A 22,900-nucleotide genomic window follows, 5' to 3' on the forward strand; every position below is an offset into this window, starting at 1 on the left:
CAAAAAGGCCGGTTCAAAACTGGAATCGAGAGCTTGAGTACTTGCGTTGTCCGGATGAGGGCTCGCTGAGCTCAAATAGATTCGGTGAGAGGGGGGTATCTGGCGTTACCGTGAGCACCGCACTAGTTGTGGGAATATCTGGGGAGGGAATACCTGGGCTGGCCTGACCCAAACTCCAGGTGTTTCCTCCAAGTTCAGCCGCCAAACCTGTGGTAACGGCGGTGGCAATGATCGAACGTGGGTCGCCAATGGCGCTGCCGATTGCTCTTTTGACCACGTTTTGCGTAACAGCGCCCCATTGCTCATAACCTGGTACCAGCAGTGCAACGCCTTGGTTGGCCAATTGTCCGGCCGATGAGAAAAAGTGGCGCGTTGCGACGCCAGTAACGGCTTTTTGAGGGGCGAAGGCCGGCTCTCCTCCTTTAGCCGGTTTGATAGCGGCATTACCTACGAGATCGCGGGCAAGCGAACCGCCAGCAGAGCTCACCGCAGTCGTCGCAGAACCCACAATGATCGACTCCAAAGCCTTGCCTGCCTCACCCGGTACGGCAGCTAAAAGTGCGCCGCCGGCATACCCAAAGGCTGCGCCGACACCCGCCGCGGCTCCGAAGCTGGTGCCCGCTGTCGCCATGTCAGGAAAGCGATCTACTGGATTGCTCGGACCGACATGGGCAAGGTGTTGCGCGGTGATTTCTCGAAACCCGGCTCCCAATACGCTGGCGATCTGTGAAGCAGCAGCGGTATTGACCAGAGGCGTCGTGAAGTGGCCGACTATTGAAGGCGCGGCCCCGAAGAAGGCACCGACAACAGCACCAGTGAGCTTCGCCGAAAACGGCACTGCCTGGTTGCTCGTCGAGCGAGTGGATTGCGCCCAATTAGCTGCGCCATACCCGGTGACAGCCCCCGATGCCCCGCCGAGAAGGGCGCCCGTCACGGTCAGTGCCACGTTGGGCAGGTTGACCGCGCCGATCGCCAGGCCCATTCCATACTGCGCAGCCGAAGCAATCACTGCACTGGCGCCTTCACGACCCGCCGTCGTTCCTGCCGCATACACCGTGTCCATCCCGAAAAGACCCTGAGTATCGACGAACCTGATCGGGTTGCCGTGCACCATGGCATACAAATTCAATCCATCCGCTGTCCCTGCCGGGTCGGCATTCAACCAGCGCTGTCGCCAGGGCAGGTAGTACCGGTGGCCGTAGTAACACAACCCCGTTGCATCGCGTTCCTTGCCTGAATAGCGAAGGGTCCTGTAGCTCGCCTCGACCTTGTCCCGCCCGGCCCACCAACACGTTCCGCCATAGGGGTAATAACATTCCTGGCTGATGAGTTCGGCCTGCTCATCGAGCTCCATCGTGCTGGAGCCCAGGTGGTCGGTGAAGGTGTAACGGTGCTGGTTTTCGGGAATGTCCACTCGTTGGCCTTTTTTCCAGTGCAGCACCTGCACCGTACAGCGTCCGGCCTGCACGGTGATCACGTGCAGGGTTTCCTTGGGGCCTGTGCGAATCTCCAGGCCTGGCAGGTAGCGGGTTTCATGGGTATGGGTCAGCGTGCCGGTGTAAGCCGTGCGGATTTTCCACTGGCGTTGGCCGTTGCTGTCGTAAAGGTAGAGCTCGGCGTCGTTGGGCTCTTCTTCACGTTCCACCTGATCGGCCTGACGCAACCGGTTGTGCAGATCCCAGAGCAGGGGTTGGCCGGGCTGCAATGTTTTCAGGTTGCCATTGCGGTCGTAGCCGGCGCGAATTTCATCTTCGTCGGKACGTTTACCATCATCGCTGTACGGCAGACTGCGGTTGTTGAGTGAGGCGATCGCGGTGTGTTCGGTGCGGCTGCCACTGTTGGCTGTGTGTTGCAGCAGTTCCAGATTGCCTGCCGGGTCGTAATGGTAGGTCTGCTGGTAGTTTTCCAGTTGGCCGGGATCGGCGGGTGACTGAAAGGCCGGCAACTGCGGGCCGCCCGAAACGTTACGGATTTGCCGGCCACTGGCAAAGATCAATCGGTTGAGGCTGTCGTACTCGTAGGTATTGATCGCAGCGACCCGCTGATTACGAAAGTAACGAATGGACTGGGCAGCGTCGCCGATGCTGCGAATATTGCTCAGGGGATCATAGTCATAAGTCAGATCTTGTAACGGTGCTTTTCCCTGAACCTGCACCTTGAGCTGAAGCAGTCGGCCGTCCTCGATGGCATAGGTCGCGTAGGACACCACCCCATTGCCTGCACGTTGCTGTTCAATCTGGCCAAAGGCGTTGTAGTGGATGGCACTGACCACTATCGTTTCTTCGGCGACATCGTCGAGTTGCAGGCGTACCTCTTTCAGTTCCCCGGCGCGGGTCTGACTGAAGATCTGGCGGTTTCCCTCGGCGTCGGTCTGCTCGCACAGTTCGCCAATGGTGTTGTAGCGGATGTGGGTGATGGCTGGCTCGGGTTCCAGCACGGCGTCGCGTTCGGTTTCGACTTCGGGCCAGTTCACTGGCCACTGCGGGTCAGCGATGAATTGTCGAGATTGCTCAAGAATGGCGCCTGCGAGGCTGAATTCGCTGAAATGCTGAGTGCCGGCGGTGTCGTCAAGACGGATCAACCGACCACAACGGTTGTGGGCGGCGGCTTCTGCTGTGGCATCGGCGTAGGAAAAGCGTTCAGTACAGCGTTCCGATTCACCTTGAGCCTGTTCGAAAACGGCACTCGGGCGTAACAGGTCGTCATGGATCGTGCGGCGTTGGTTGTATTTTTGGTCCCAGCCTTGCAACCGTTGCCCGGCGGCACCGAGCAACCCCAAGCGCCACCCGGCGTCGCAGTTTTCGGAGAGCAGCACCGTGCCCGAGAGGCTGAACACGGTGGACTGATTGGTCGCCACGCTGGAGCTGTCCTCAAATAGCTGGAACAGGCGCGGGTCACGGCTATGGATGGTGCGCCCAGCCGCATCGTAGACCTGCGCAGTGACGTGTGAATCCGCCGTGTTGCCCGCCTTGCGCCGATGATAGGCCACTGCCCGCACCGCTAGCCCGCGCGAGTCGATTGCAGCAATGGTCGGTGTGTTGGCGTGAGTCACGGACTACCCGTATCAACGACGTTTGGGGACAGGTCTTTTTCGAGCTAATCGGGCCCACTGTCAACTGTCAGAAGTAATAGGTAGGCCCATCACCACGGCAGGACTGTCATCATTCCTGGCAGTTACGGTCATTGCTGTGAGCTTGCGTCTTACGGACAATCAACACCTGATTTCGTTTATGGACGCGCCGTTATGCCGCAGCAGATCTTTTTCGCCCATGCCAATGGCTTTCCTTCAGGCACCTACGGCAAGTTGTTTGCCGCGCTGGCGCCGGAGTACCAGGTCGCGCATCTGCAGCAGCACGCCCATGACCCGCGGTTTCCAGCCGACGATAACTGGCACAACCTGGTGGACGAGCTGATCCACCACTTGAAACAGCAACCCGAGCCAGTGTGGGGCGTTGGCCATTCCTTTGGGGGCGTCTTGCACCTGCACGCGGCCCTGCGTTGCCCCGAGCTGTATCGCGGCGTGGTGATGCTGGATTCGCCGGTGCTGACCCGCCCCGATCAATGGGTTATCCGCGCCGCCAAGCGTTTTGGCTTTATCGACCGCTTGACCCCGGCCGGCCGCACATTGGGGCGTCGCGAGGAGTTCGCCGACCTGGAATCGGCGCGCAGCTATTTTGCCGGTAAAACCCTGTTTCGCGGTTTTGATCCGGACTGCCTCGATGCGTACCTGCAACACGGCTTGCACAAGGTCGGTGATCGCCTGCGTTTGCGCTTTGATCCGGCCACCGAGATCAGCATCTACCGCGGTGTTCCGCACACCAGCCCAGGTCGTCCTCGCCAGTTGAAAGTACCGCTGGCGGTGGTTCGTGGCCGGCAGAGCCGGGTGGTCATGCGCCATCACGCAAGCTTTGTGGGCCGTCTGCCACAAGGCGAGTCGCTGACGATGCCCGGCGGCCACATGTTTCCCCTTGAACGCCCGCAAGACACCGCGACGTTGCTGAAAAACCTGTTCAGCCGTTGGGATGGGCACAGCGAGCGGAGTTGCGCATGAGCAGCGTCGAAGAAGTCCGCCTGAGCCTGCCGCACATCGAGTTGGCCGCGCACCTGTTCGGCCCTGAAGATGGCCTGCCGGTGATTGCCTTGCACGGCTGGCTCGACAACGCCAACAGCTTTGCGCGCCTGGCGCCGAAGCTTGAAGGCCTGCGCATTGTCGCGCTGGACATGGCCGGCCACGGGCATTCCGGGCATCGGCCATTGGGTGCCGGTTACGCGCTGTGGGATTACGCTCACGACGTGTTGCGAGTCGCCGAACAGTTGGGCTGGAAGCGGTTTGCGCTGCTGGGCCATTCCTTGGGCGCAATCGTTTCGGTGGTACTCGCCGGTGCCTTGCCCGAGCGCGTGACGCATCTGGCGCTGATCGACGGGGTGATTCCGCCCACCGCCGCTCACGACAACGCCGCCGAACGCATGGGCATGGCCCTGCAAGCACAGCTGGACCTGCAAGAAAAGCGCAAACCGGTCTACACCACCCTGGATCGAGCCATCGAAGCGCGCATGAAAGGCCTGGTTGCAGTCAGTCGTGAAGCCGCCGAATTACTCGCTCAGCGGGGGTTGATGCCCGTGCCGGGCGGCTACACCTGGCGCACCGACAGTCGCCTGACGCTGGCGTCGCCACTGCGCCTGACCGATGAGCAGGCGATGTCCTTCGTTCAGCGAATCAGTTGTCCTGCGCAACTGGTGGTCGCTGCTGACGGCATGCTCGCCAAACATCCGGAATTGCTGGAGCGTCTACCCTTTAGCCGTGAACAGCTGCCCGGCGGCCATCATTTGCACCTGAATGACGAGCCCGGCGCCGCCCTTGTTGCAGACTGTTTCAATCGGTTCTTCGCCGTTCCTTGACTTGCAGCGGGCAACTGTCGAGGCTGGGCGGGTTGAAAGGGGAGACAACCATGATAGATCTCTACACCGCTGCGACTCCGAATGGCCACAAGGTCTCTATCGTGCTCGAGGAACTCGGCATGCCCTACACGGTGCATGTCCTGAGTTTCGACAAAAAGGAACAAAAGGCTCCAGCGTTTCTCAAGATCAATCCCAATGGCCGGATTCCGGCGATTGTCGACCGGGACAACGGTGATTTCGCCGTGTTCGAGTCTGGTGCGATTCTCATCTACCTGGCTGAACTGAGCGGAAAACTGCTGCCCAAGGATCCGAAAGGGCGTTCGGTGGTGATCCAGTGGCTGATGTTCCAGATGGGCGGTATTGGCCCGATGCAGGGGCAGGCCAACGTGTTTTTCCGTTATTTCCCGGAAAAGCTCCAGGGCGCCATCGACCGCTATCAGCATGAAACCCGGCGTTTGTATGAAGTGCTGAACACGCGCCTGGAAACTGTCGAGTACCTGGCCGATGACTACAGTATTGCCGACATCGCCACTTATCCGTGGGTCCGTGGCCATGAATGGTCGGGTGTTTCGGTAGACGGTTTGCCCGCCTTGCAACGCTGGATGGCAGCGATGGAGGCTCGCCCGGCGGTGCAGCGTGGCTTGCAGATTCCACCGCGTAACGACGACGCCAATGTCGTCAAAGGCGCTCAGGCCATGCTGATCCGATGAGAGTACCTTCAAGGTTGAACAGCATGCGCTTGATCTGTTGGTTGGGGCTGGGGTGTTTCAGTTCGCTGGTGTTTGCCGCCGATGTACCGGGAAGTCACGATTTGCCGCTGGTGCCACGTCTGGCCGATGCGCAGATCGTCGACTATCGCCCGCTTGCGGAGCTTGAACGGATCTATCCCATGGGTTCGATCCGCAAAATCAGCGGCCAATTGCGTTTCGATGGCCAGGTCAGTGCCCGTGGAAAAGTGACCTCGGTGACCTACGAGTTGCCGCCGGAGCATTCGTCCACCGAGGCCTTCACCCTAGCTCGCGAAGCCTTGCAGAAACAGGGTGCCGAACTGTTGTTCTGGTGCCAGGCCCGCGATTGCGGCGAAAGCAGCCTGTGGGCCAATCAAGTGTTCGGCAACGCCAAACTCTATGGTGCCGACGATCAACAGGCTTATCTGCTGTTGCGACTTGCGGCACCGCAGGACAACTCGTTGTTGGCGCTTTACAGCATCACTCGCGGCAATCGAAAAGCCTATCTGCATGTCGAGCAGTTCGACGCCAGCACGCCATTGGGCGAGTTGTTGCCGACCTCGGCGACCCTGTTACGTCAGCTCAAGGACACCGGTGTGCTGGACCTGCCGCGGCTGACGGGCGATCCGCAACCGGTGTGGCTGACATTGCTGTCGCGCGGCTTGAACCTCGATACGACTTTGCGCGTCAGTGTTTCCGGAGCCAATGCCGAAGTCTGGCGTCAGGCGCTGGTCGGGCAGGGCGTGCGTGCGGCGCGGATGGAACTCGGCAACGTGCCGGCAACCGGCCTGCACATCGAGTTCCTGCGATAAGCTTTTCCTTCGGCGAACGTGCCATTGGCCGTTCGCCTACTCTTTGTTGATTGACCTTGCTCGAGATTTTTCATGATCAATAACGATCGCCTGTTGGTGCAGATCCTGCTCCTGGTGTTGTTCGGTGCCAGCTTCTGGGTGATGGCGCCCTTTTGGTCGGCGCTGTTCTGGGGCGCGGTGTTGGCATTCGCCAGTTGGCCGCTGATGCGTTTGTTGACCCGCTGGCTCCACGGGCGCGAATCCCTCGCCGCGGCGTTGCTGACGCTGGGCTGGATGGTGCTGGTGGCGGTGCCGTTGGTGTGGCTCGGTTTTAACCTGGCCGATCATGTGCGCGACGTCACGGTGTTCATCAAGGACGTTCAGGTTGACGGCTTGCCGGCGGCACCGCTGTGGCTGGCCGGGATTCCGCTGGTTGGCGAGCGGCTGGTCGGGCTCTGGAACAGCCTCGATCAGCAAGGCGCGGCGCTGTTGTTGGCGGTCAAACCCTATCTGGGACAGGTCGGCAACTGGTTGCTGGCACGCAGTGCGCAGATCGGCGGAGGGATCCTCGAGCTGACCTTGAGCATCGTTTTCGTGTTCTTTTTCTATCGCGACGGCCCGCGCTTGGCGATGTTTGCTCACCGTCTGCTGGAACGGCTGATCGGCGAGCGTGCCGGTTATTACATCGAGCTGGTCGCCGGAACGGTGCAGCGGGTGGTCAACGGGGTCATCGGCACTGCCGCCGCCCAGGCGATCCTGGCGTTGATCGGCTTCCTGATTGCCGGTATTCCGGGCGCACTGGTGCTGGGTATCGTCACCTTCCTGCTCAGCCTGATTCCCATGGGCCCGCCGCTGGTGTGGATTCCGGCGACGGCCTGGCTGGCCTGGAAGGGCGAGTACGGCATGGCGGTGTTCCTCGGCATTTGGGGCACGTTCATCATCAGCGGCGTCGACAACGTACTCAAGCCCTACCTGATCAGCCGTGGCGGCAACTTGCCGTTGGTGATCGTGCTGCTTGGGGTGTTTGGCGGGTTGATTGCCTTTGGCTTTATCGGCTTGTTCATCGGTCCGACCTTGTTGGCCGTGGCGTACAGCCTGTTGACTGACTGGAGCAACAGTCAGGCGCGGGTTGAAGAAAAGCGTTGATTTGTTGCTGCCGTGAATCCCTCTGAGCATAGATATCTACACAGCGTTGAAATGTGGCGCAGGATTGCTCCTGTAGCAGCTGCCGAGCCTGCGAGGCTGCGTTCGGCTGCGAAGCAGTCGTGAGTCAGGTTACGCGATCTTTCCGGTAAAACGTCGATTCAGGATTTGCGAGGACTTCGTCCTCGAACGCAGCCTCGCAGGCTCGGCAGCTGCTACAAGGGTTAGAACGAAAAGACGTGTAGATACTTAGGTCCCTGTGGCGAGCAAGGATGCTGACTTGTCACAGGGACCATCCGCCTGATCTCAGGCCGCGGCACTCAGGTTCTTGCTTGAACTCAGGGCATTAGCCTGCGAGTACTGCTGATTCATGCTGACGATCAACTTGCTCAAGGCCTCGGCGACTGCGCCTTGATCGATGGTCCCGCTGTTCTGGCTGCTGCCCGTCCGCAGAGCCGCTTTCAACTCGTCGCTGCTGACGCCACCGCTGTTGTCCGTGTCGAGCATCTTGAGCAGGGCCGCACCATTGTCGGTGCTGCTGGTGGACGAGGTTGCGGCCAGGGCGCTGCTCAGTTCGCTGCTGCTGATGCTGTCATCACCATTCGTGTCGAGCTGGCCAAACAGGGACTGGCTGGACAGCTGCTGCGGCGGCTGAGGGGGAGTGAGGGCGGCAACCAGTTCGTCCTTGCTCACGCTCCCGTCGTTGTTCGTGTCCAGCGCTGCGAACAGGCTCTTGCTGTCGGCGGTACTGCCGGCTTTCGTCAGCCCCGCGCTCAGCTCATCGCTGCTGATACTGCCATTACTGTTGCTGTCCAGAAGACTGAGCATGCTGTCGGCCAGTTCGGTGCTCGGCGGCTGATCATTATGGGCTTGGCAGGACGATGGCGTCATGGCGGCCATTTCCTGGCTGCTCAGACCTCCACTGTTATCGGCGTCCAGGCTGCTGAATTGCTGGCTCAGGCTGTTCAGTACGCGGCTGTCGCTTTTCTTCGCCAGGGCGCTGTTCAGCTCATCCTTGGAAACGGTTCCGTCGCCATTGGTGTCGAGCTTGGCGAACAACTCTTTCTGACGCTGCTGAAGTCGTGCCGTGTACGCCGCACTGGTGGCGCTGGTATAGCTGGAGTTACTGCTGACGCTGCCGATCATGGGCTCACTCCCTGGATGGATAAAACCGGTGAGGGCACCGGTCCATGCAGCCTCGGGGGAGCAGTTGTCGTGGGTATGTGGAGTTTGTACGAATCAGCACACAGAATCTGTTCAGGCCCGTGGCAGGCATACCACGGCAGTCAGGCCGCCGCCCGGGGTTTCTTCCAGGCTTAGCGCGCCGCCAAGCCGTTGAGCGGCTTCGCGTGCGATGGTCATGCCCAGGCCTACGCCGCCGGAGTTGCGATTGCGCGAACCTTCCAGGCGAAAGAACGGCTCGAACACCGCTTCGCGTTTGTCGGCGTTGATCCCCGGGCCATGGTCGATCACTCGAATGATCAACTGTTCACGGCTGTCTTCGAGGGTGATCAGTGCCTGGCCGGCGTACCGCAAGGCATTGTCGAGCAAGTTGTTGATGCACGACCGCAGGRCCATCGGTTGAACCTGCAACGGTGCGCAGTGCCCACTGGCCTGCACGTCAGCGCCCTGATCCTGGGCGTTTTCGCAGAGCGATTCGATCAGCGCCTGCACGTCCATCCATTGCAGGGCTTCGCTGGTGCGTTGTTCGTGCAGGTAGCTGAGGGTCGCGTCGAGCATGCGAATCATGTCGTCGAGGTCCTGCCGCATCTGCCCTTGCAGCTTGATGTCGTCGATCTGTTCCAGGCGCAACTTGAGCCGCGACAGTGGCGTACGCAGGTCATGGGAGACGGCACCGAGCATCCGCGAGCGCTGCTGCACCTGTTCACGGATGCGCTTCTGCATCAGGTTGAAAGTGTGCGCCGCCTGCCGTGCCTCCCGCGGGCCGGACTCATCAAGCGGTGGGCTGTCGAGGTTTTCGCTGAGGCTTTCGGCGGCCGCGCTCAGGCGTTGAATCGGCCGGGACAGCAGTTTTGCGCCGTACCAGGCGGCAATCACCAGCGAGATAAGCTGAAAGGTCAGCGGTACGATCGGCCCGCCAAACCAGGGCCGCGGTGGCCTGTGTTTGAAGGGCGGAGGCGGTTGCCCGTTGAACCCGGCGGAAAACTCCGGCGGTGGAGGGGGCGGGGGATGGCCGTAATGGTGGAACCAGAAGAACGCCAGAAGGTGCGCCAGGATAATCGCCAGCAACAGCACGCCGAACAGGCGGCCGAACAGCGTATCGAAGCGCGTACGCATCAGCCGATGTCTCGGGCGTCGAACAGGTAGCCTTCGCCGCGAACGGTTTTGATCAACTGAGGCGATTTGGGATCGTCACCGAGCTTTTGTCGCAGGCGCGAGACCAGCAGATCGATACTGCGATCGAACGCTTCGATCGAGCGTCCACGGGCGGCGTCGAGCAATTGCTCGCGGCTGAGCACCCGTCGCGGGCGTTCGATGAACACCCAGAGCAAACGGAATTCGGCGTTCGACAGCGGTACTACCAGACCGTCGACGGAGATCAACTGGCGGAGCACGCTGTTGAGGCGCCAGCTGTCGAAGCGAATGTTGGCGCGTTGTTCGGTACGGTCATCGCGTACGCGGCGCAGGATGGTTTGAATCCGTGCGACCAGCTCTCGTGGCTCGAATGGCTTGGCCATGTAATCGTCGGCCCCCAGTTCCAGGCCGATGATGCGGTCGGTGGGTTCGCAGCGGGCGGTGAGCATCAGGATCGGAATGTCCGATTCGGCGCGCAACCAGCGGCACAGCGACAGACCGTCTTCGCCGGGCAGCATCAGGTCCAGCACCACCACATCGTAATGCTCTGCTTGCAGCGCCAGGCGCATGGCGGCGCCGTCGGTAACGCCGCTGGCGTGGATATTGAAGCGGGCCAGGTAGTCGATCAGCAGTTCGCGGATCGGAACGTCATCGTCAACGATCAGCGCGCGGGTGTTCCAGCGTTTGTCTTCGCCGGCTGCGGGGGCTTTTTGATCGTCGTTCAGGGGAGCAGGGCTGTTATGCATGCGTACGTTCATCTGCCAGAGAGGCTGCCAACCACAAAAGATGGGCTGCGAGGTTGTGGCTTCAGCATAGGCGTCCGGCCGTGAGGCGGGAAGTGCTGTAGGAAGTCTTGCGGTTGGCGAGGGTAGTCTTGGGCGGTGTTGAGGGCGTGTCGTGAGTGTATCTGTTTCGACACAATTGCCGGGCGCGCGGGGTTTATCATCCGGCAACCGGCACTGTTGACGATGATTTACCGATCATCGGGTCCCGGACGGGCTCGCGTTCCGCTACAATGCGCGCCGATTTCGACTTGCCTGAGAGCCCACTCATGTCCGCCTGCCAGACTCCTATCATCGTCGCCCTGGATTTCCCTACCCGTGACGCCGCACTGAAGCTGGCCGACCAGTTGGACCCGAAACTGTGCCGGGTCAAAGTCGGTAAGGAACTGTTCACCAGTTGCGCTTCGGAAATCGTCGGGACCTTGCGCGACAAGGGCTTCGAGGTGTTTCTCGACCTTAAATTCCATGACATTCCGAACACCACCGCGATGGCCGTCAAGGCGGCTGCGGAAATGGGCGTGTGGATGGTCAACGTGCATTGCTCCGGCGGCCTGCGCATGATGGCGGCCTGTCGCGAAGTGCTCGACCAGCGCAGCGGTCCAAAACCGCTGTTGATCGGCGTGACCGTGCTGACCAGCATGGAGCGTGAGGATCTGGCCGGGATTGGCCTGGACATCGAGCCGCAAGAGCAGGTATTGCGTCTGGCGGCACTGGCAGAAAAAGCCGGGATGGATGGCCTGGTGTGCTCGGCACTGGAAGCCTCGGCGTTGAAAGCGGCGCATCCGTCGCTGCAACTGGTAACGCCGGGGATTCGTCCGGCGGGCAGCGCCCAGGACGATCAGCGTCGCATCCTGACCCCGCGCCAGGCACTGGATGCCGGTTCCGACTATCTGGTAATCGGCCGTCCGATCAGCCAGGCAGCCGATCCGGCCAAGGCCTTGGCGGCAGTGGTAGCCGAACTGGCCTGATCAAACACTGAAGGTCCAAATGTGGGAGCGAGCCTGCTCGCGATGGGGCCATAACAGTCAGCATTGATGTTGAATGTCAGTCCGGCATCGCGAGCAGGCTCGCTCCCACATTGGTTTGCGTTAAACCTTCAGAACCAGCTTGCCAAAGTTCTCACCGCTGAACAGCTTCATCAGCGTTTCCGGGAATGTCTCCAGTCCTTCGACGATATCTTCCTTGCTCTTGAGCTGCCCCTTGGCCATCCACCCGGCCATTTCCTGCCCTGCGGCGGCGAACTGTGCGGCGTAATCCATCACCACAAAGCCTTCCATCCGCGCGCGGTTAACCAGCAGCGATAGGTAGTTGGCCGGGCCTTTGACCGCTTCCTTGTTGTTGTACTGGCTGATGGCGCCGCAGATCACCACGCGCGCCTTCATGTTCAGGCGGCTGAGCACGGCGTCGAGAATGTCCCCGCCGACGTTATCGAAATACACGTCCACCCCATTCGGACATTCGCGTTTGAGGCCGGCAACCACGTCTTCGTGCTTGTAGTCGATGGCGCCGTCGAAGCCCAGTTCGTCAATCAGGAACCTGCACTTGTCCGCGCCGCCGGCGATGCCCACCACGCGGCAGCCTTTGAGCTTGGCAATCTGCCCGGCAATGCTGCCTACCGCGCCAGCGGCACCCGACAGAACCACGGTCTCCCCGGCCTTCGGCGCACCGACGTCGAGCAGCGCGAAGTAAGCGGTCATGCCGGTCATGCCCAGTGCTGACAAATAACGCGGCAATGGCGCCAGTGTCGGGTCGACCTTGTAGAAACCTCGTGGCTCACCGAGGAAGTAATCCTGCACGCCCAGCGCACCGTTGACGTAGTCGCCCACGGCAAAGCCCGGGTTGTTCGAGGCAATCACCTTGCCCACGCCGAGGGCGCGCATGACTTCGCCGATGCCCACGGGCGGAATGTAGGACTTGCCTTCGTTCATCCAGCCACGCATGGCCGGGTCCAGCGACAGGTACTCGTTCTTGACCAGGATCTGGCCCGCCGCCGGCTCGCCGACAGGGACTTGCTGATAGGTGAAGGTCTCGCGGGTCGCAGCTCCCACCGGGCGTTTGGCGAGCAGGAATTGACGGTTGATCTGGGCAGTCATGGCGGGCACTCAAGGTTGAATGAAGTCTGATTGATAGACCCTCATGGTGGTTCTCGCAAGGTTTGCTGATGCAGCGAATACAGCCCGATCCAAAAGAGTGATAGTTGGGCGGGGATATTCATCACCGCAACTCATAAGCAATCAACCGGCCCCCTGATAGTGCTGCCGTGCGACGGGGCAGGGTGCCTAGACTGCGAGAACGAGATCACCCAAATTTTTCGAGGACATAACAATGAGCATGACGTTTTCCGGCCAGGTAGCGTTGGTGACAGGGGCCGCCGCCGGTATTGGCCGTGCGACCGCCCAGGCGTTTGCCGCTGAAGGCTTGAAAGTGGTGGTCGCGGACCTTGATGTCGCTGGCGGCGAAGGTACCGTCGAGCTGATTCGGGCTGCCGGTGGCGACGCGGTTTTCGTGCAGTGCAACGTGACCCTGGAGAACGATGTACAGAATCTGATGGCGAAGGCAGTGAGCACCTATGGCCGCGTCGACTACGCCTTCAACAATGCCGGGATCGAAATCGAAAAGGGCAAGCTCGCCGAGGGCACGCTCGATGAGTTCGACGCGATCATGGGCGTCAACGTCAAAGGCGTCTGGTTGTGCATGAAGTACCAACTGCCGTTGATGCTGGCGCAAGGTGGCGGCGCGATCGTCAATACCGCTTCGGTGGCCGGGCTTGGCGCGGCGCCGAAGATGAGCATCTACGCGGCGTCCAAGCACGCGGTCATCGGCCTGACCAAATCGGCAGCCATCGAATATGCGAAGAAGAAAATCCGCGTGAATGCAGTCTGTCCGGCGGTTATCGACACCGACATGTTCCGCCGCGCCTATGAAGCCGATCCGAAAAAAGCCGATTTCGCCGCCGCCATGCACCCGGTGGGACGTATCGGCAAGGTCGAGGAAGTTGCCAGTGCGGTGCTGTATCTGTGCAGCGATGGGGCGGCGTTCACCACCGGTCACTCGCTGGCAGTGGATGGCGGGGTGACGGCGTTCTGATGAATTGCCTGCGACGTAGCGCCGGGCATTGTGTTTCAAAGGGTTAGAGGAGGGTGTTTTAGCGGCGTTGTCGCACATCGTCATGAGAGCGCCTGTGCTTAACTGGCTCCAGAAAAACAGTTGGAGTGGGTCTCTCATGGAATTGAGAATCGATCGACAGGCGCTGGTGCCTGTCGTGCAGCAAATTGTTGATGCCCTTGCTGGCTGGATTCGCCAAAGTGCCGTCGAGCCTGGAACGCGTTTGCCGTCCATTCGACAGCTGGCCCGGGAAAACCTGCTCAGTCAGTCCAGTGTCATCGAGGCGTATGAGCGCATGGTCGCCCAAGGCGTGCTGGCATCGCGTCATGGCTCGGGGTTTTTCGTTGCCGGGCCTTTGGGCGCGACACATCGTTGCGCTGACCCATCGGGCCCCGCGGCGGCTGACGCGAACAGTGTCGGGGTGGTTGACGACCCGCTGGGCATGTTGCCGCTGGGGCGAGGTGGTATGCCCGAAAGCTGGCGCGAGAGCGACGATCTCAGTTATGCCATTCGCCAGGTTTCGCGTACCGACATGGCCGGATTGTTCAACTACAGCCCTTCATACGGGTTGCCGGTCTTGCGCCAACAGATCCTCAAGCGCCTGCAACAGATGAGTATTGCCGTCGATGAGAGTCAGGTTCTCACCACGACGGGGGCCACTCACGGGCTTGATCTGATCGTACGGGCGCTGCTCAAGCCGGGTRATTGCGTGGTGGTTGAAAGTCCGGGGTATTCGAATCTGTTCCAGCTGCTCAGGTTGCATGGCGTCAGGTTGCTGGAAGTACCACGGACCTCTCGCGGCCCGGACATTGAAGTACTTGAATCCTTGTTGAGCGCGAACAATCCTCGTGCGTTGTTCATCAATAGCCTGTTCCACAATCCGACCGGCAGTAGCCTGGCACCCGCCGTTGCGCAACGGATTCTGCAATTGGCCAAGCGTCATGAGTTAATCATCGTCGAGGATGACGTCTACGCTGACTTTCAGGGCAGTGCCGGCACCCGTCTGGCGGCACTGGACGCGGGTCAGAGCGTGGTCTATGTCGGCAGTTTTTCGAAAACCCTCAGCAGTTCGCTGCGGGTCGGTTATGTCGTGGCCAGTGCCGCAATCATTACGCGCCTGGCAGACATGAAGATGATTACCAGCCTGGGGGCTTCGCGGTTTTGCGAGTCGGTGGTGAGCAGTCTGTTGGCCAATGGTGCCTACCGCAAACTGGTACAGCGCCAGCGTCAGCGATTGAAGCGGGATATGGCGGCGACATTGCTGGTGCTTGAGGACGCCGACTGGGAGGTGTTCGGCAGGCCTGCGGGCGGGTTGTACATTTGGGCCCGACCACGAGAGCACGAACCGGCGCAGGTGCGCACGCTGGCTCACTCATTCGGTATCGTGCTGTCCTCGAGGACGGCCTTCAGCCCCAGTGGTGAAACCGGCGACTGGCTGCGCATCAATGTGGCCTATGCCAGCGATCCTCGGGCACAGGCGTTTTTTCAGGCCTGCGCCTTATCGGATCGACTTCGACCGTTCTGAAAACGACTCGCGCGTAGCTTTTTGCCATTATTGCGGCGCCAAAGACTTGTGCTTGGGTGCACCCCATTGCGAATCTGCAACAACAGAAAATGGTCGTGTTGCCATTGAGTACGGGAAGGGGGTTACGAGCAATGATTTCGGCCGTGCAAGGACGTTTTGCCAACCTCGGTATGGCAAAAAAACTGGGTGTCGGTTTTATTCTGGTCCTGATGTTGACGGCCGTGGTGGCCGCTATCGGCGTCTGGTCCTTGCAAACCATCAGCCAGCGCTTCGACGGGCTCAAGCAGATGTCGTCGCTCAACAGTGGTTTGCTCAAGGTGCGTTTGCTTGAGCAGGAATACGCCTTGCACAGTGACCCGAAAACCGTCGATGCCTTGCACAAGGGTGTTGACGCGTTGGTCGCCCTCGCAACGCAACTCAAGGCTCAGTCGGCGGCTAACGTCCCGATGATGAATGATGTCGAGCAGTCACTGGGGGCGTACCGCAAAGCCTTCGATGAGTTCGTCGAGCTGACCCAGTCCAAGGAACTGGCGCTGGAAATGGCCAGTTGGTCGGTATCCAGCGTGGCCAATAACCTCGATGTGCTGCAGGCCGGCCTTGCCGACGATGGCGCTTATTCGCTCAAGGATACGCAAGGCAAGGAGGGCGCGGAGGTTATCGAGCAAGCCAACCAGGTCAGTCAGGTGTCGAGGCTGATGTTGCAGGCCATGAATGAGGCGCGAGTGCGCCTGGATCAAAGCCGCAAGGCCAGTGACGAAAGTGCCGAGCAGGGCAAGATTGAACAGGCCGACCAGGCATTGACCCAGGTTGAGGCATTGAAGAGCGCGGTCAAGGACGCGGGCTACCAGACGGTGCTCAACGAAGTGGCCGGGCATATCGCCAGTTTCAGCGAAAAACTTGCCGAGTACACAGGGCTGCTGACTCAGGAGAAAAAAGTCTATCAGCAGTTGCATGAGCGCGCCGCCGAAGTGGTGCAGCGGGTCGACCAGGCTTACGCGGCCGAGGACCGGTCGATGCAGGCAGAGCTGAAGAAGAATTCGGCGCTGATCATTGCGTCCTCGGCGCTTGCGCTGCTGGTCGGGTTGATTGCCGCGTGGGTGATTACCCGCTTGATCGTTGCGCCACTGCGCAGTGTGATTCTCGTCGCCCAGCAAATTGCCGCGGGCGATCTGAGCGCGACCGTGCAGGTGACACGGCGTGATGAAATCGGCCAGTTGATGCAGGCCATGCAGCAAATGGGCGCGGGGTTGAGCAGTATTGTCAGCGGCTTGCAGGCGGGTATCGAGCAGCTTGCGAATTCCGCGCAATCGCTCTCGGCGGTGACCGAGCAGACCAATCTGGAAGTCAGCAGCCAGAAGGAAGAAACCGAACAAGTCGCCACCGCGATGAATCAGATGACCGCGACCGTGCACGACGTTGCGCGCAACGCCGAGGAAGCGGCACAGGCCGCGCAGACCGCAGACGGCAAGGTCGAAACCGGTCAGCAGGTCGTGCGTCAGAGCATGCAGCGCATCGAGCAACTGGCTGACTCGGCGACGTCGGCCAGTTCCAGCATCGAAAGCCTCAGTGCGGAAATCCAGAACATTGGCACTGTCCTCAGCGTGATCAAGAGCGTCGCCGAGCAAACCAACCTGCTGGCACTCAATGCGGCCATCGAGGCCGCGCGAGCGGGTGAGCAGGGCAGGGGCTTTGCCGTGGTGGCCGATGAAGTCCGCGCCCTGGCCAAGCGTACCCAGCAATCCACAGAGGAAATCGAGCGTCTGGTGAGTGCCTTGCGTTCAGCTGCGCAGGCTTCGGTGCAGCAAATCCAGAGCAGCGGTGAGTTGGTCAAGCTTGCCGTCAGTGATGCGCTACAGACCGAGAGTGCGCTGGGCAGTATCGCTGCGGCGGTCTCGCTGATTCAGCAGATGAACCAGCAGATCGCTGCTGCGGCCGAACAACAGAGTTCGGTTGCCGAAGAGATCAATCGCAGCGTGACCAGCATCCGTGCCAGTGCCGATCAATCTTCAGTCGCCATGCAAGGCAATGCCGCGTCGAGTATCGAGCTGGCACAGTTGGGGGTTGAGCTGAAGGGGATGGTGGGGCATTTCAGGTTGTAAGCGTGTGTGGCGAGGGCGCTTTGCTCCCGTCAGCGCGGTCAGTGCTCGGGTGCAGTAGTCGTAGAGCGGTACTTGCGGTCTGACTGAACTGAGCGAAGGGGGAGGGTCGCTTCGCGACCCAGCGGGAGCAAGCTCCCTCACCACGGGTGTTGTGCGGCTTTGCACATCACCACCCTCAGTCGTAGATAACTTTCTTCTTCCAGTCTGCGTCGGCTTCCACTTCCTTGAGGCCTTCGGTCAACTCGTTAACTTCGCCTTCCACCGGTGCAATGTTGGTCAGCACCATGGAGTTGGCGCGCGCCAGCAGTTTTTCCAGGTACTGCAACTGCTCGCTGTAAACCTGCGGGTCTTGCTGTTTACGCAAGTACTGCACGCCACGTTCGAACGCCAGGCGGGCTTGCCCGGGTTGTTCCTGCTGCAGTGCATGTTGGCCGAGGTTGTTGAAGAACTCGATGTGCAGCAATACCAGGATGTGGCGAACTTCACGAATCCAGCGCTTGGCTTCGTTGGTTGGCAGGAAACCGTCCTGTGCTGCGCGAGTGATCTGGCCATGCAAGGCTTCAAGCAAAAAGCGTACGTCCTTGGCCTTGGCTTCAGTCTGGATCGGTGCCGGTGGGTTGTTGACCGGAATCGATTCACCTCGTGCGACCAGTGCACTCAGTTCCTCGATGCGGGCCTTGGCCGCCGAATTGGTTTTATCCAGGTTAAGCAGGCGTTGGCACACATTGAGCTCCAGTCGCGTCAGCAGCAGCTTGAGCGCCGGAGTCATCAGTTGGCCAGGGAAGGTCTCGGTGATTTCGCCACAGCGGCGCAGTCGATCATTGAGTTCGACCTTGGTGCGGGCCTTTTCCAGTTTATTGTTTTCCACCACATGGTTCATGTAGCCAATGGCGATCAATATTGCGATCCCGACTATTACTAGCAGGGTGATCATGAGTGGTGTCACCGTGAAGACCTCTTTGTAGGGTTTGCATGCGAGTGTAGTGGCTAAGCCTGAGAGCGCATAGGGTGGCGCGACGAGTTGGATCGAGCCTTTGCGCTGCCTATATAGGCAATGTGTGGGTAGGTGCACATTGCCATCATCTGCTGGAGGGGACTATAGCGCCTTGGCGAGTGACAGAATATAGGCGTCAAACCCCGGTCGGGCGAAAACCCGGAATTGCCCCTCAAAGGGTGGCGAAGTCATTGATTTAAATAAATTTATAGTTGGGGGTTGACGACCCCTCAATCCATCCATAGAATGCGCGCCACTTACAGCGGAAAGCACACAGCGAAACGCGGTAGGAAGTGAATGTTGTACGTGTGTCCCCTTCGTCTAGTGGCCTAGGACACCGCCCTTTCACGGCGGTAACAGGGGTTCGAGTCCCCTAGGGGACGCCAATGCGGGAATAGCTCAGTTGGTAGAGCACGACCTTGCCAAGGTCGGGGTCGCGAGTTCGAGTCTCGTTTCCCGCTCCAATTTTAAACGGCTTTGCTTTCGGGTAAGGCTGAGTGAAACCAGAACCAAGTCTTCGGATGCGGGTCTGGACACCGAAACACACACCATGTGTTCCGGGTAGCGTGTCCCCTTCGTCTAGTGGCCTAGGACACCGCCCTTTCACGGCGGTAACAGGGGTTCGAGTCCCCTAGGGGACGCCATTTGCGGGAATAGCTCAGTTGGTAGAGCACGACCTTGCCAAGGTCGGGGTCGCGAGTTCGAGTCTCGTTTCCCGCTCCATATTTAACAAAAACGCCGCTCACTGAGCGGCGTTTTTGTGTGCGCGTTATAAAAGTCCCTCAGCCTCCCAGGCTATGGATCAGGTTATCCAGCACTTCGGCGGTTGTTTCATCCAGCTCAGCGACTACTGACGCTCTAAGCTGGTGCGCCAGGCGGTATTCGCTGGGTGTGCAGTTGGCGGAATGCTTGAAGGCACGAGCGAAGTAGGAAGGGTCCTTGAAACCGGCTTCATAGCCAATGCTGGTGATAGGCATCTGGCTGTTGCCGAGCAATTCCTTCGCAAAATTCATGCGCTTGTTCAAGATGTAATCCATGAAGCCAAGACCGTAGGCTTCCTTGAACAGGCGGCTGAAGCGAAAGGTGGTCATGCCGCAGCGTTTGGCCACATCCCGCTGATCGATGTTGTCCCGAAAGTGCTGATCGATGTACAGCAGCACATTGCTCAGCGCCTGGTGTTTTTGGTGTTCCGGCGTCATCCGGATACTGCCCGGAAGGGTCGGGGAGTGGTCGATCTGCATCGTCTTGCGTTGGTCGCGAACATTGCGGCGTAGCTCGTGCAACTGAACGACAGCCGTCAGGTAGCGTTTCTTTTCGGCGGCTGAAAGGGGCAGCACCATGTATTCCCATACGCAGGAGCGCATCGCCCATACGGCCAGCTCTTCGGAGTGCTGCACGGTGAACATGGTGATCGGAATGGCCGGTGCGGTGCGTTTGATCTCCAGCAGCATCCTCAGGCCAGGTGTGTCGGGGCGATCAAAATGGATGCAGATCATGTCGGCCTGCATCCCGCTGGAAAATGCGGAGCCTTTCGCCAGTTTGCAGTCGCAGGCTTGCTCGAACTGCGCCATGAGTTCGGGGGTGGACCGATCGTGGGTCCGATCGAACCAGAGTAGTGATGGTTTCCTGATCACGTTTGACGTCATGTGTTTGGCTCTGGCTTCTGAGGTTCTTCGTGCCTCTATCCGCTGAGTAGTATTGTCAATGTGATATCGCTTTGCAGACTAAATCCTTATAAGAAAACCCGAATTTAGTTCTATGCGCTCTATGGTTTGCCTGTCAGTCAGTGTCGGGCGGTTATTTATTGGCGTGTTGGCGGCGGATATGGGTGCAACCGTTCGTCGCTTGTGAATCAAGGGTAATGGTCTTTGCCCGCCGTTCCTTGTTTAGAGCCTTTCCTTTCCCTTCTTTTCCTTCTGCAGACGCCAATTATCCAGTGATTGGTAGTGCCCGCAAAAAAGTCCTAGCGATGCGCAAAATCCTCCTAACCCCCTTGGGGGTGCCCTGACTAAGGTAGCTACAAGCAGTGCAAAAAGTGCTGCTCCCCCGGAAGAACAACATTCAAAAATGAGGTGTGCAAAATGACTCTTCAAACTATCAAGGCTTCGGTACTGAAGTTCGCCAAAGACGAAGACGGCCTGACCATCGTGGAGTATGCGGTAGCGGGTGGGCTGATCACCGTCGCAGTTGCCGCCATGTTTACTCTTTTGGGCGGCGCAGTGAATACCAGGATCACAGCGCTGTGCGCCGCGGTCAAAGGTGCTGCCTGCTGATAATGACAACTTGCCGTGGGGGGGACGCGCGACGTCCATGGAGCAACCGGTTGTTACTGTTTTGCTGATAGAACTGCCGGATAACTCAATGGACATCGTGCCGTCTCTACCAAGGTAGGTACTGATCTTCATGACTGCAGTAGTGAGGTACGCAAAATGACTCTGCAATTAATAAGAACTTCGGTGCAAAAGTTCGCCAAAGACGAGGATGGCCTGACCATTGTGGAATACGCAGTGGCAGGTGGGTTGATTACGATCGCTGTTGTCGTTGCGTTCACTCTACTTGGCGGCGCAGTGAACACCAGGATCACAGCACTCTGCGCTGCGGTTAATGGTGCTGCTTGCTGATAACGATAATACCCAGTCGGGAGACGCGCCATGTCCACGGAACTGATGGTATCGACTGTTTTACTGATAGGACTTTTGGGCGTGGCGGTGGTGAGCGATCTGCTTCGCCACCGTATTCCCAACTTGCTGATTCTGCTGGGACTTGCCTTGGGATTGGTCGCTCAGACGTACTTGGGGGGAGTCAGCGGATTGGGAGACGGCCTGTTGGGCATCCTGATCTGTTTTGCACTGTTTCTGCCCATGTACGCCTTGGGTGGCATGGCCGCCGGTGACGTCAAGTTGATGGCCATGGTCGGCAGTTTTCTACCGTTCCATTACGCATTATGGGCTGCCTTATTCAGCCTGATAGCCGGTGGCGTGTGCGGTTTCCTGATAGTGCTGGTTCGCGGTCAGTTGTTACAGACCCTGGGGCGCTATTGGCTGATTCTGAGGGCGCAGGCCTATCTGGCGCCGACTTCAGAGGAGGTGGCCGGCAAGCCTTTCCCTTATTCGATTGCCATTTTGCTCGGCACTTTAAACACCATTCACTGGCAGCTCTTTGCCAGTGGGTTGGGAGGTTAGTCATGCACGTCATTGTCGAGAGTGATGCCTATCGCAATGAGCGAGAAGCGGTGCAGCGACTGGCTCCCCAGCCATGCACTATCAGCGAGACAGGTCTGACAGACAGTTTTCTCGGTGAGTTGGTGTGCAAACATTTGTATGACGCCGGTGTGCTGGACATGTCGCGGCTGGTAGAACGCCTGGCGCTGACCGGCGCCGTGATGGAAGAGGTCCTGGCGTTTCTGCGCAAGGATGGTCGTGTCGAAGTGCTTGGGCAGATGGGCGCGCAATCGGGAGGTGGCTCGCTGCGCTATGGCCTGACTGACCGTGGACGCAGCGCCGCCCGCGATGCCCTGTCGCGTAGCGGCTATATCGGAGCGGCGCCGTTCCCGGTGAGTGCCTACCGTTCCCTGATCAAGGTGCAGACCATTCACCACGGACGCATCAGTGCTCACGACATGCGCACGGCGCTGAACGGCGTAGTGCTCACGGAGGGGATGCTCGATCAGTTGGGCGTGGCGCTGAACTCAGGGCGCGCGATCATGATTTATGGCCCAGCGGGAACCGGTAAGACCTATGTCAGCAGTCGGTTGATCCGCCTGTTCGCCGAGGCCATCTGGGTGCCCCATGCCATTGTGATCAACGAGTCGGTGATCGAGATCTATGACCCGCAGGTACACCAGCGGCTGGATGATGGCAACCCACAGAACAATCTGATGCTCAACGAAGGGATCGACCGTCGGCTGCTGTGCTGCAAACGCCCGATCGTCATCACCGGCGGCGAATTGAGCATGGAACAGCTGGACATTCGTTATGACCCTTTCACGCGTCAATACCAGGCCGCCTTGCAGCTCAAGGCCAGCAATGGCCTGTTCATCATCGACGACATGGGGCGCCAGCGCATGCCGCCCGCAGAACTTTTGAATCGCTGGATCGTCCCGATGGAAGAGAAGCGCGACTTCCTCAACCTGGGCGGTGGACGGCATTGCGAGCTGCCGTTCGATCTGATTCTGGTGTTTTCCACCAACCTCAATCCCCTGGAGTTGGCCGATGAGGCCTTCCTCCGTCGGATTGGCTACAAGCTGCAATTCGGCTACCTGAAGCCCGAAGAGTACGAACGGATCTGGCAGCAGGAGTCCGAGCGTTTGGGCATTCGTCATGACCCGCTGCTGGTGCGCTTTGCACTACAGAAACTTTACGCCGTCGAAGGCATGCCGTTGGTGCCTTGCCATCCCCGCGATCTCCTGAACATGGCGCTCGATCGCCAGCGTTACCTGGGCGGTTCCGGGCCACTGTCGCCGCAGGAGCTTGAATGGGCGTGGAGCAACTACTTCGTCCAGCTCGACTTTCTTTGAGT

20 protein-coding genes, 4 tRNA genes and 1 pseudogene are annotated in these 22,900 nt (G+C 59.5%); 18 read left to right on the top strand and 7 right to left on the bottom strand.

From position 1 onward, the window contains the following. Positions 1 to 13: 13 nt before the first annotated feature. A complete protein-coding gene (locus tag AC1DIH_RS06675) occupies positions 14 to 3,052 on the bottom strand; it encodes an RHS repeat-associated core domain-containing protein (RefSeq protein WP_477771097.1) in 3,039 nt (1,012 codons plus the stop codon). A 192-nt stretch (positions 3,053 to 3,244) separates the two neighbouring features. Here AC1DIH_RS06675 and AC1DIH_RS06680 point away from each other — a divergent pair, with 192 nt between their 5' ends. The 5 genes from AC1DIH_RS06680 to AC1DIH_RS06700 all read left to right on the top strand — a co-directional run bounded on the left by AC1DIH_RS06680 (position 3,245) and on the right by AC1DIH_RS06700 (position 7,564). Continuing rightward, positions 3,245 to 4,051 (top strand): alpha/beta fold hydrolase, encoded by an 807-nt coding sequence (locus tag AC1DIH_RS06680; RefSeq protein WP_477771098.1) that lies wholly within the window; start codon positions 3,245 to 3,247, stop codon positions 4,049 to 4,051. Beyond that, complete coding sequence (locus AC1DIH_RS06685; protein WP_477771099.1) at positions 4,048 to 4,899, top strand: alpha/beta hydrolase; 852 nt, start codon at positions 4,048 to 4,050, stop codon at positions 4,897 to 4,899. Before AC1DIH_RS06680 ends, AC1DIH_RS06685 begins: the two co-directional genes overlap by 4 nt. A gap of 50 nt (positions 4,900 to 4,949) precedes the next feature. Next, on the top strand, positions 4,950 to 5,609 hold the full coding sequence (locus AC1DIH_RS06690) for a glutathione S-transferase family protein (protein ID WP_019692294.1): 660 nt from the start codon (positions 4,950 to 4,952) through the stop codon (positions 5,607 to 5,609). Positions 5,610 to 5,632: 23 nt separating this feature from the next. Continuing rightward, positions 5,633 to 6,439, top strand: a complete 807-nt coding sequence (locus tag AC1DIH_RS06695) for a DUF4892 domain-containing protein (protein WP_477771100.1) — start codon at positions 5,633 to 5,635, stop codon at positions 6,437 to 6,439. 72 nt (positions 6,440 to 6,511) lie between these two features. After that, positions 6,512 to 7,564 (top strand): AI-2E family transporter, encoded by a 1,053-nt coding sequence (locus AC1DIH_RS06700; RefSeq protein ID WP_477771101.1) that lies wholly within the window; start codon positions 6,512 to 6,514, stop codon positions 7,562 to 7,564. Between the two features lie 303 nt (positions 7,565 to 7,867). Here the strand turns inward: AC1DIH_RS06700 and xopAW are convergent, their stop codons facing one another. The 3 genes from xopAW to AC1DIH_RS06715 form a co-directional block, all read right to left on the bottom strand. Further along, a complete protein-coding gene (gene xopAW, locus AC1DIH_RS06705; RefSeq protein ID WP_477771102.1) occupies positions 7,868 to 8,707 on the bottom strand; it encodes a XopAW family type III secretion system calcium-binding effector in 840 nt (279 codons plus the stop codon). Between the two features lie 111 nt (positions 8,708 to 8,818). Continuing rightward, entirely contained in the window at positions 8,819 to 9,859 is a 1,041-nt protein-coding gene (locus AC1DIH_RS06710) for a sensor histidine kinase (protein WP_477771103.1), read from the bottom strand. Beyond that, positions 9,859 to 10,623 (bottom strand): response regulator, encoded by a 765-nt coding sequence (locus AC1DIH_RS06715; RefSeq protein WP_477771104.1) that lies wholly within the window; start codon positions 10,621 to 10,623, stop codon positions 9,859 to 9,861. Before AC1DIH_RS06715 ends, AC1DIH_RS06710 begins: the two co-directional genes overlap by 1 nt. A 305-nt stretch (positions 10,624 to 10,928) precedes the next feature. Between AC1DIH_RS06715 and pyrF the strand changes: the two genes are divergently transcribed. Beyond that, positions 10,929 to 11,627, top strand: coding sequence for an orotidine-5'-phosphate decarboxylase (gene pyrF / locus AC1DIH_RS06720; protein ID WP_427533968.1), 699 nt, complete (start codon positions 10,929 to 10,931; stop codon positions 11,625 to 11,627). Positions 11,628 to 11,747: 120 nt separating this feature from the next. Here the strand turns inward: pyrF and AC1DIH_RS06725 are convergent, their stop codons facing one another. Next, on the bottom strand, positions 11,748 to 12,752 hold the full coding sequence (locus tag AC1DIH_RS06725; protein WP_477771105.1) for an NADP-dependent oxidoreductase: 1,005 nt from the start codon (positions 12,750 to 12,752) through the stop codon (positions 11,748 to 11,750). 232 nt (positions 12,753 to 12,984) lie between these two features. Here AC1DIH_RS06725 and AC1DIH_RS06730 point away from each other — a divergent pair, with 232 nt between their 5' ends. The 4 genes and pseudogenes from AC1DIH_RS06730 (at position 12,985) to AC1DIH_RS06745 (ending at position 17,388) form a co-directional block, all read left to right on the top strand. Then, a complete protein-coding gene (locus tag AC1DIH_RS06730; protein ID WP_477771106.1) occupies positions 12,985 to 13,746 on the top strand; it encodes an SDR family oxidoreductase in 762 nt (253 codons plus the stop codon). 136 nt (positions 13,747 to 13,882) lie between these two features. Continuing rightward, complete coding sequence (locus tag AC1DIH_RS06735; RefSeq protein WP_477771107.1) at positions 13,883 to 15,289, top strand: aminotransferase-like domain-containing protein; 1,407 nt, start codon at positions 13,883 to 13,885, stop codon at positions 15,287 to 15,289. Positions 15,290 to 15,498: 209 nt separating this feature from the next. Continuing rightward, a pseudogene (locus AC1DIH_RS06740) lies at positions 15,499 to 16,527 on the top strand (HAMP domain-containing protein); the annotation flags it as partial. Beyond that, complete coding sequence (locus AC1DIH_RS06745) at positions 16,525 to 17,388, top strand: methyl-accepting chemotaxis protein (protein WP_477771339.1); 864 nt, start codon at positions 16,525 to 16,527, stop codon at positions 17,386 to 17,388. The pseudogene AC1DIH_RS06740 and the gene AC1DIH_RS06745, both read left to right, overlap by 3 nt. Before the next feature lie 175 nt (positions 17,389 to 17,563). On the opposite strand, the gene AC1DIH_RS06750 is transcribed toward AC1DIH_RS06745, so the two are convergent. Continuing rightward, complete coding sequence (locus AC1DIH_RS06750; RefSeq protein WP_477771108.1) at positions 17,564 to 18,322, bottom strand: hypothetical protein; 759 nt, start codon at positions 18,320 to 18,322, stop codon at positions 17,564 to 17,566. 370 nt (positions 18,323 to 18,692) lie between these two features. On the opposite strand from AC1DIH_RS06750, the gene AC1DIH_RS06755 reads away from it, so the two are divergent. From AC1DIH_RS06755 to AC1DIH_RS06770, 4 genes are all read left to right on the top strand, one after another. Continuing rightward, a tRNA-Glu gene (locus AC1DIH_RS06755) sits at positions 18,693 to 18,768 on the top strand. A 2-nt stretch (positions 18,769 to 18,770) separates the two neighbouring features. After that, positions 18,771 to 18,846 (top strand) — tRNA-Gly (locus tag AC1DIH_RS06760). 104 nt (positions 18,847 to 18,950) lie between these two features. Continuing rightward, positions 18,951 to 19,026 (top strand) — tRNA-Glu (locus tag AC1DIH_RS06765). Between the two features lie 3 nt (positions 19,027 to 19,029). Beyond that, positions 19,030 to 19,105 (top strand) — tRNA-Gly (locus AC1DIH_RS06770). 59 nt (positions 19,106 to 19,164) lie between these two features. Here the strand turns inward: AC1DIH_RS06770 and AC1DIH_RS06775 are convergent. Beyond that, entirely contained in the window at positions 19,165 to 20,028 is an 864-nt protein-coding gene (locus AC1DIH_RS06775; protein ID WP_477771109.1) for a helix-turn-helix transcriptional regulator, read from the bottom strand. Between the two features lie 435 nt (positions 20,029 to 20,463). On the opposite strand from AC1DIH_RS06775, the gene AC1DIH_RS06780 reads away from it, so the two are divergent. From AC1DIH_RS06780 to AC1DIH_RS06795, 4 genes are all read left to right on the top strand, one after another. Then, complete coding sequence (locus tag AC1DIH_RS06780) at positions 20,464 to 20,655, top strand: Flp family type IVb pilin (protein ID WP_123585187.1); 192 nt, start codon at positions 20,464 to 20,466, stop codon at positions 20,653 to 20,655. 156 nt (positions 20,656 to 20,811) lie between these two features. Then, complete coding sequence (locus AC1DIH_RS06785; protein ID WP_477768377.1) at positions 20,812 to 21,003, top strand: Flp family type IVb pilin; 192 nt, start codon at positions 20,812 to 20,814, stop codon at positions 21,001 to 21,003. Positions 21,004 to 21,033: 30 nt separating this feature from the next. Further along, positions 21,034 to 21,564 (top strand): A24 family peptidase, encoded by a 531-nt coding sequence (locus tag AC1DIH_RS06790; protein WP_477771110.1) that lies wholly within the window; start codon positions 21,034 to 21,036, stop codon positions 21,562 to 21,564. 2 nt (positions 21,565 to 21,566) lie between these two features. Next, positions 21,567 to 22,898, top strand: coding sequence for a P-loop NTPase family protein (locus tag AC1DIH_RS06795; RefSeq protein ID WP_477771111.1), 1,332 nt, complete (start codon positions 21,567 to 21,569; stop codon positions 22,896 to 22,898). Positions 22,899 to 22,900 lie beyond the last annotated feature (2 nt).

This window comes from Pseudomonas sp. 05N36 (assembly GCF_056397385.1).

Excerpts from the sequence above, each read along its gene's own strand:
- AC1DIH_RS06680 (WP_477771098.1), top strand. The coding sequence starts at position 3,245 with ATGCCGCAGCAGATCTTTTTCGCCCATGCCAATGGCTTTCCTTCAGGC.
- AC1DIH_RS06685 (WP_477771099.1), top strand. The coding sequence starts at position 4,048 with ATGAGCAGCGTCGAAGAAGTCCGCCTGAGCCTGCCGCACATCGAGTTG.
- AC1DIH_RS06690 (WP_019692294.1), top strand. The coding sequence starts at position 4,950 with ATGATAGATCTCTACACCGCTGCGACTCCGAATGGCCACAAGGTCTCT.
- AC1DIH_RS06695 (WP_477771100.1), top strand. The coding sequence starts at position 5,633 with ATGCGCTTGATCTGTTGGTTGGGGCTGGGGTGTTTCAGTTCGCTGGTG.
- AC1DIH_RS06700 (WP_477771101.1), top strand. The coding sequence starts at position 6,512 with ATGATCAATAACGATCGCCTGTTGGTGCAGATCCTGCTCCTGGTGTTG.
- xopAW (WP_477771102.1), bottom strand. The coding sequence starts at position 8,707 with ATGATCGGCAGCGTCAGCAGTAACTCCAGCTATACCAGCGCCACCAGT.
- AC1DIH_RS06715 (WP_477771104.1), bottom strand. The coding sequence starts at position 10,623 with ATGCATAACAGCCCTGCTCCCCTGAACGACGATCAAAAAGCCCCCGCA.
- pyrF (WP_427533968.1), top strand. The coding sequence starts at position 10,929 with ATGTCCGCCTGCCAGACTCCTATCATCGTCGCCCTGGATTTCCCTACC.
- AC1DIH_RS06725 (WP_477771105.1), bottom strand. The coding sequence starts at position 12,752 with ATGACTGCCCAGATCAACCGTCAATTCCTGCTCGCCAAACGCCCGGTG.
- AC1DIH_RS06730 (WP_477771106.1), top strand. The coding sequence starts at position 12,985 with ATGAGCATGACGTTTTCCGGCCAGGTAGCGTTGGTGACAGGGGCCGCC.
- AC1DIH_RS06745 (WP_477771339.1), top strand. The coding sequence starts at position 16,525 with ATGGGCGCGGGGTTGAGCAGTATTGTCAGCGGCTTGCAGGCGGGTATC.
- AC1DIH_RS06750 (WP_477771108.1), bottom strand. The coding sequence starts at position 18,322 with ATGATCACCCTGCTAGTAATAGTCGGGATCGCAATATTGATCGCCATT.
- AC1DIH_RS06775 (WP_477771109.1), bottom strand. The coding sequence starts at position 20,028 with ATGACGTCAAACGTGATCAGGAAACCATCACTACTCTGGTTCGATCGG.
- AC1DIH_RS06780 (WP_123585187.1), top strand. The coding sequence starts at position 20,464 with ATGACTCTTCAAACTATCAAGGCTTCGGTACTGAAGTTCGCCAAAGAC.
- AC1DIH_RS06785 (WP_477768377.1), top strand. The coding sequence starts at position 20,812 with ATGACTCTGCAATTAATAAGAACTTCGGTGCAAAAGTTCGCCAAAGAC.
- AC1DIH_RS06790 (WP_477771110.1), top strand. The coding sequence starts at position 21,034 with ATGTCCACGGAACTGATGGTATCGACTGTTTTACTGATAGGACTTTTG.
- AC1DIH_RS06795 (WP_477771111.1), top strand. The coding sequence starts at position 21,567 with ATGCACGTCATTGTCGAGAGTGATGCCTATCGCAATGAGCGAGAAGCG.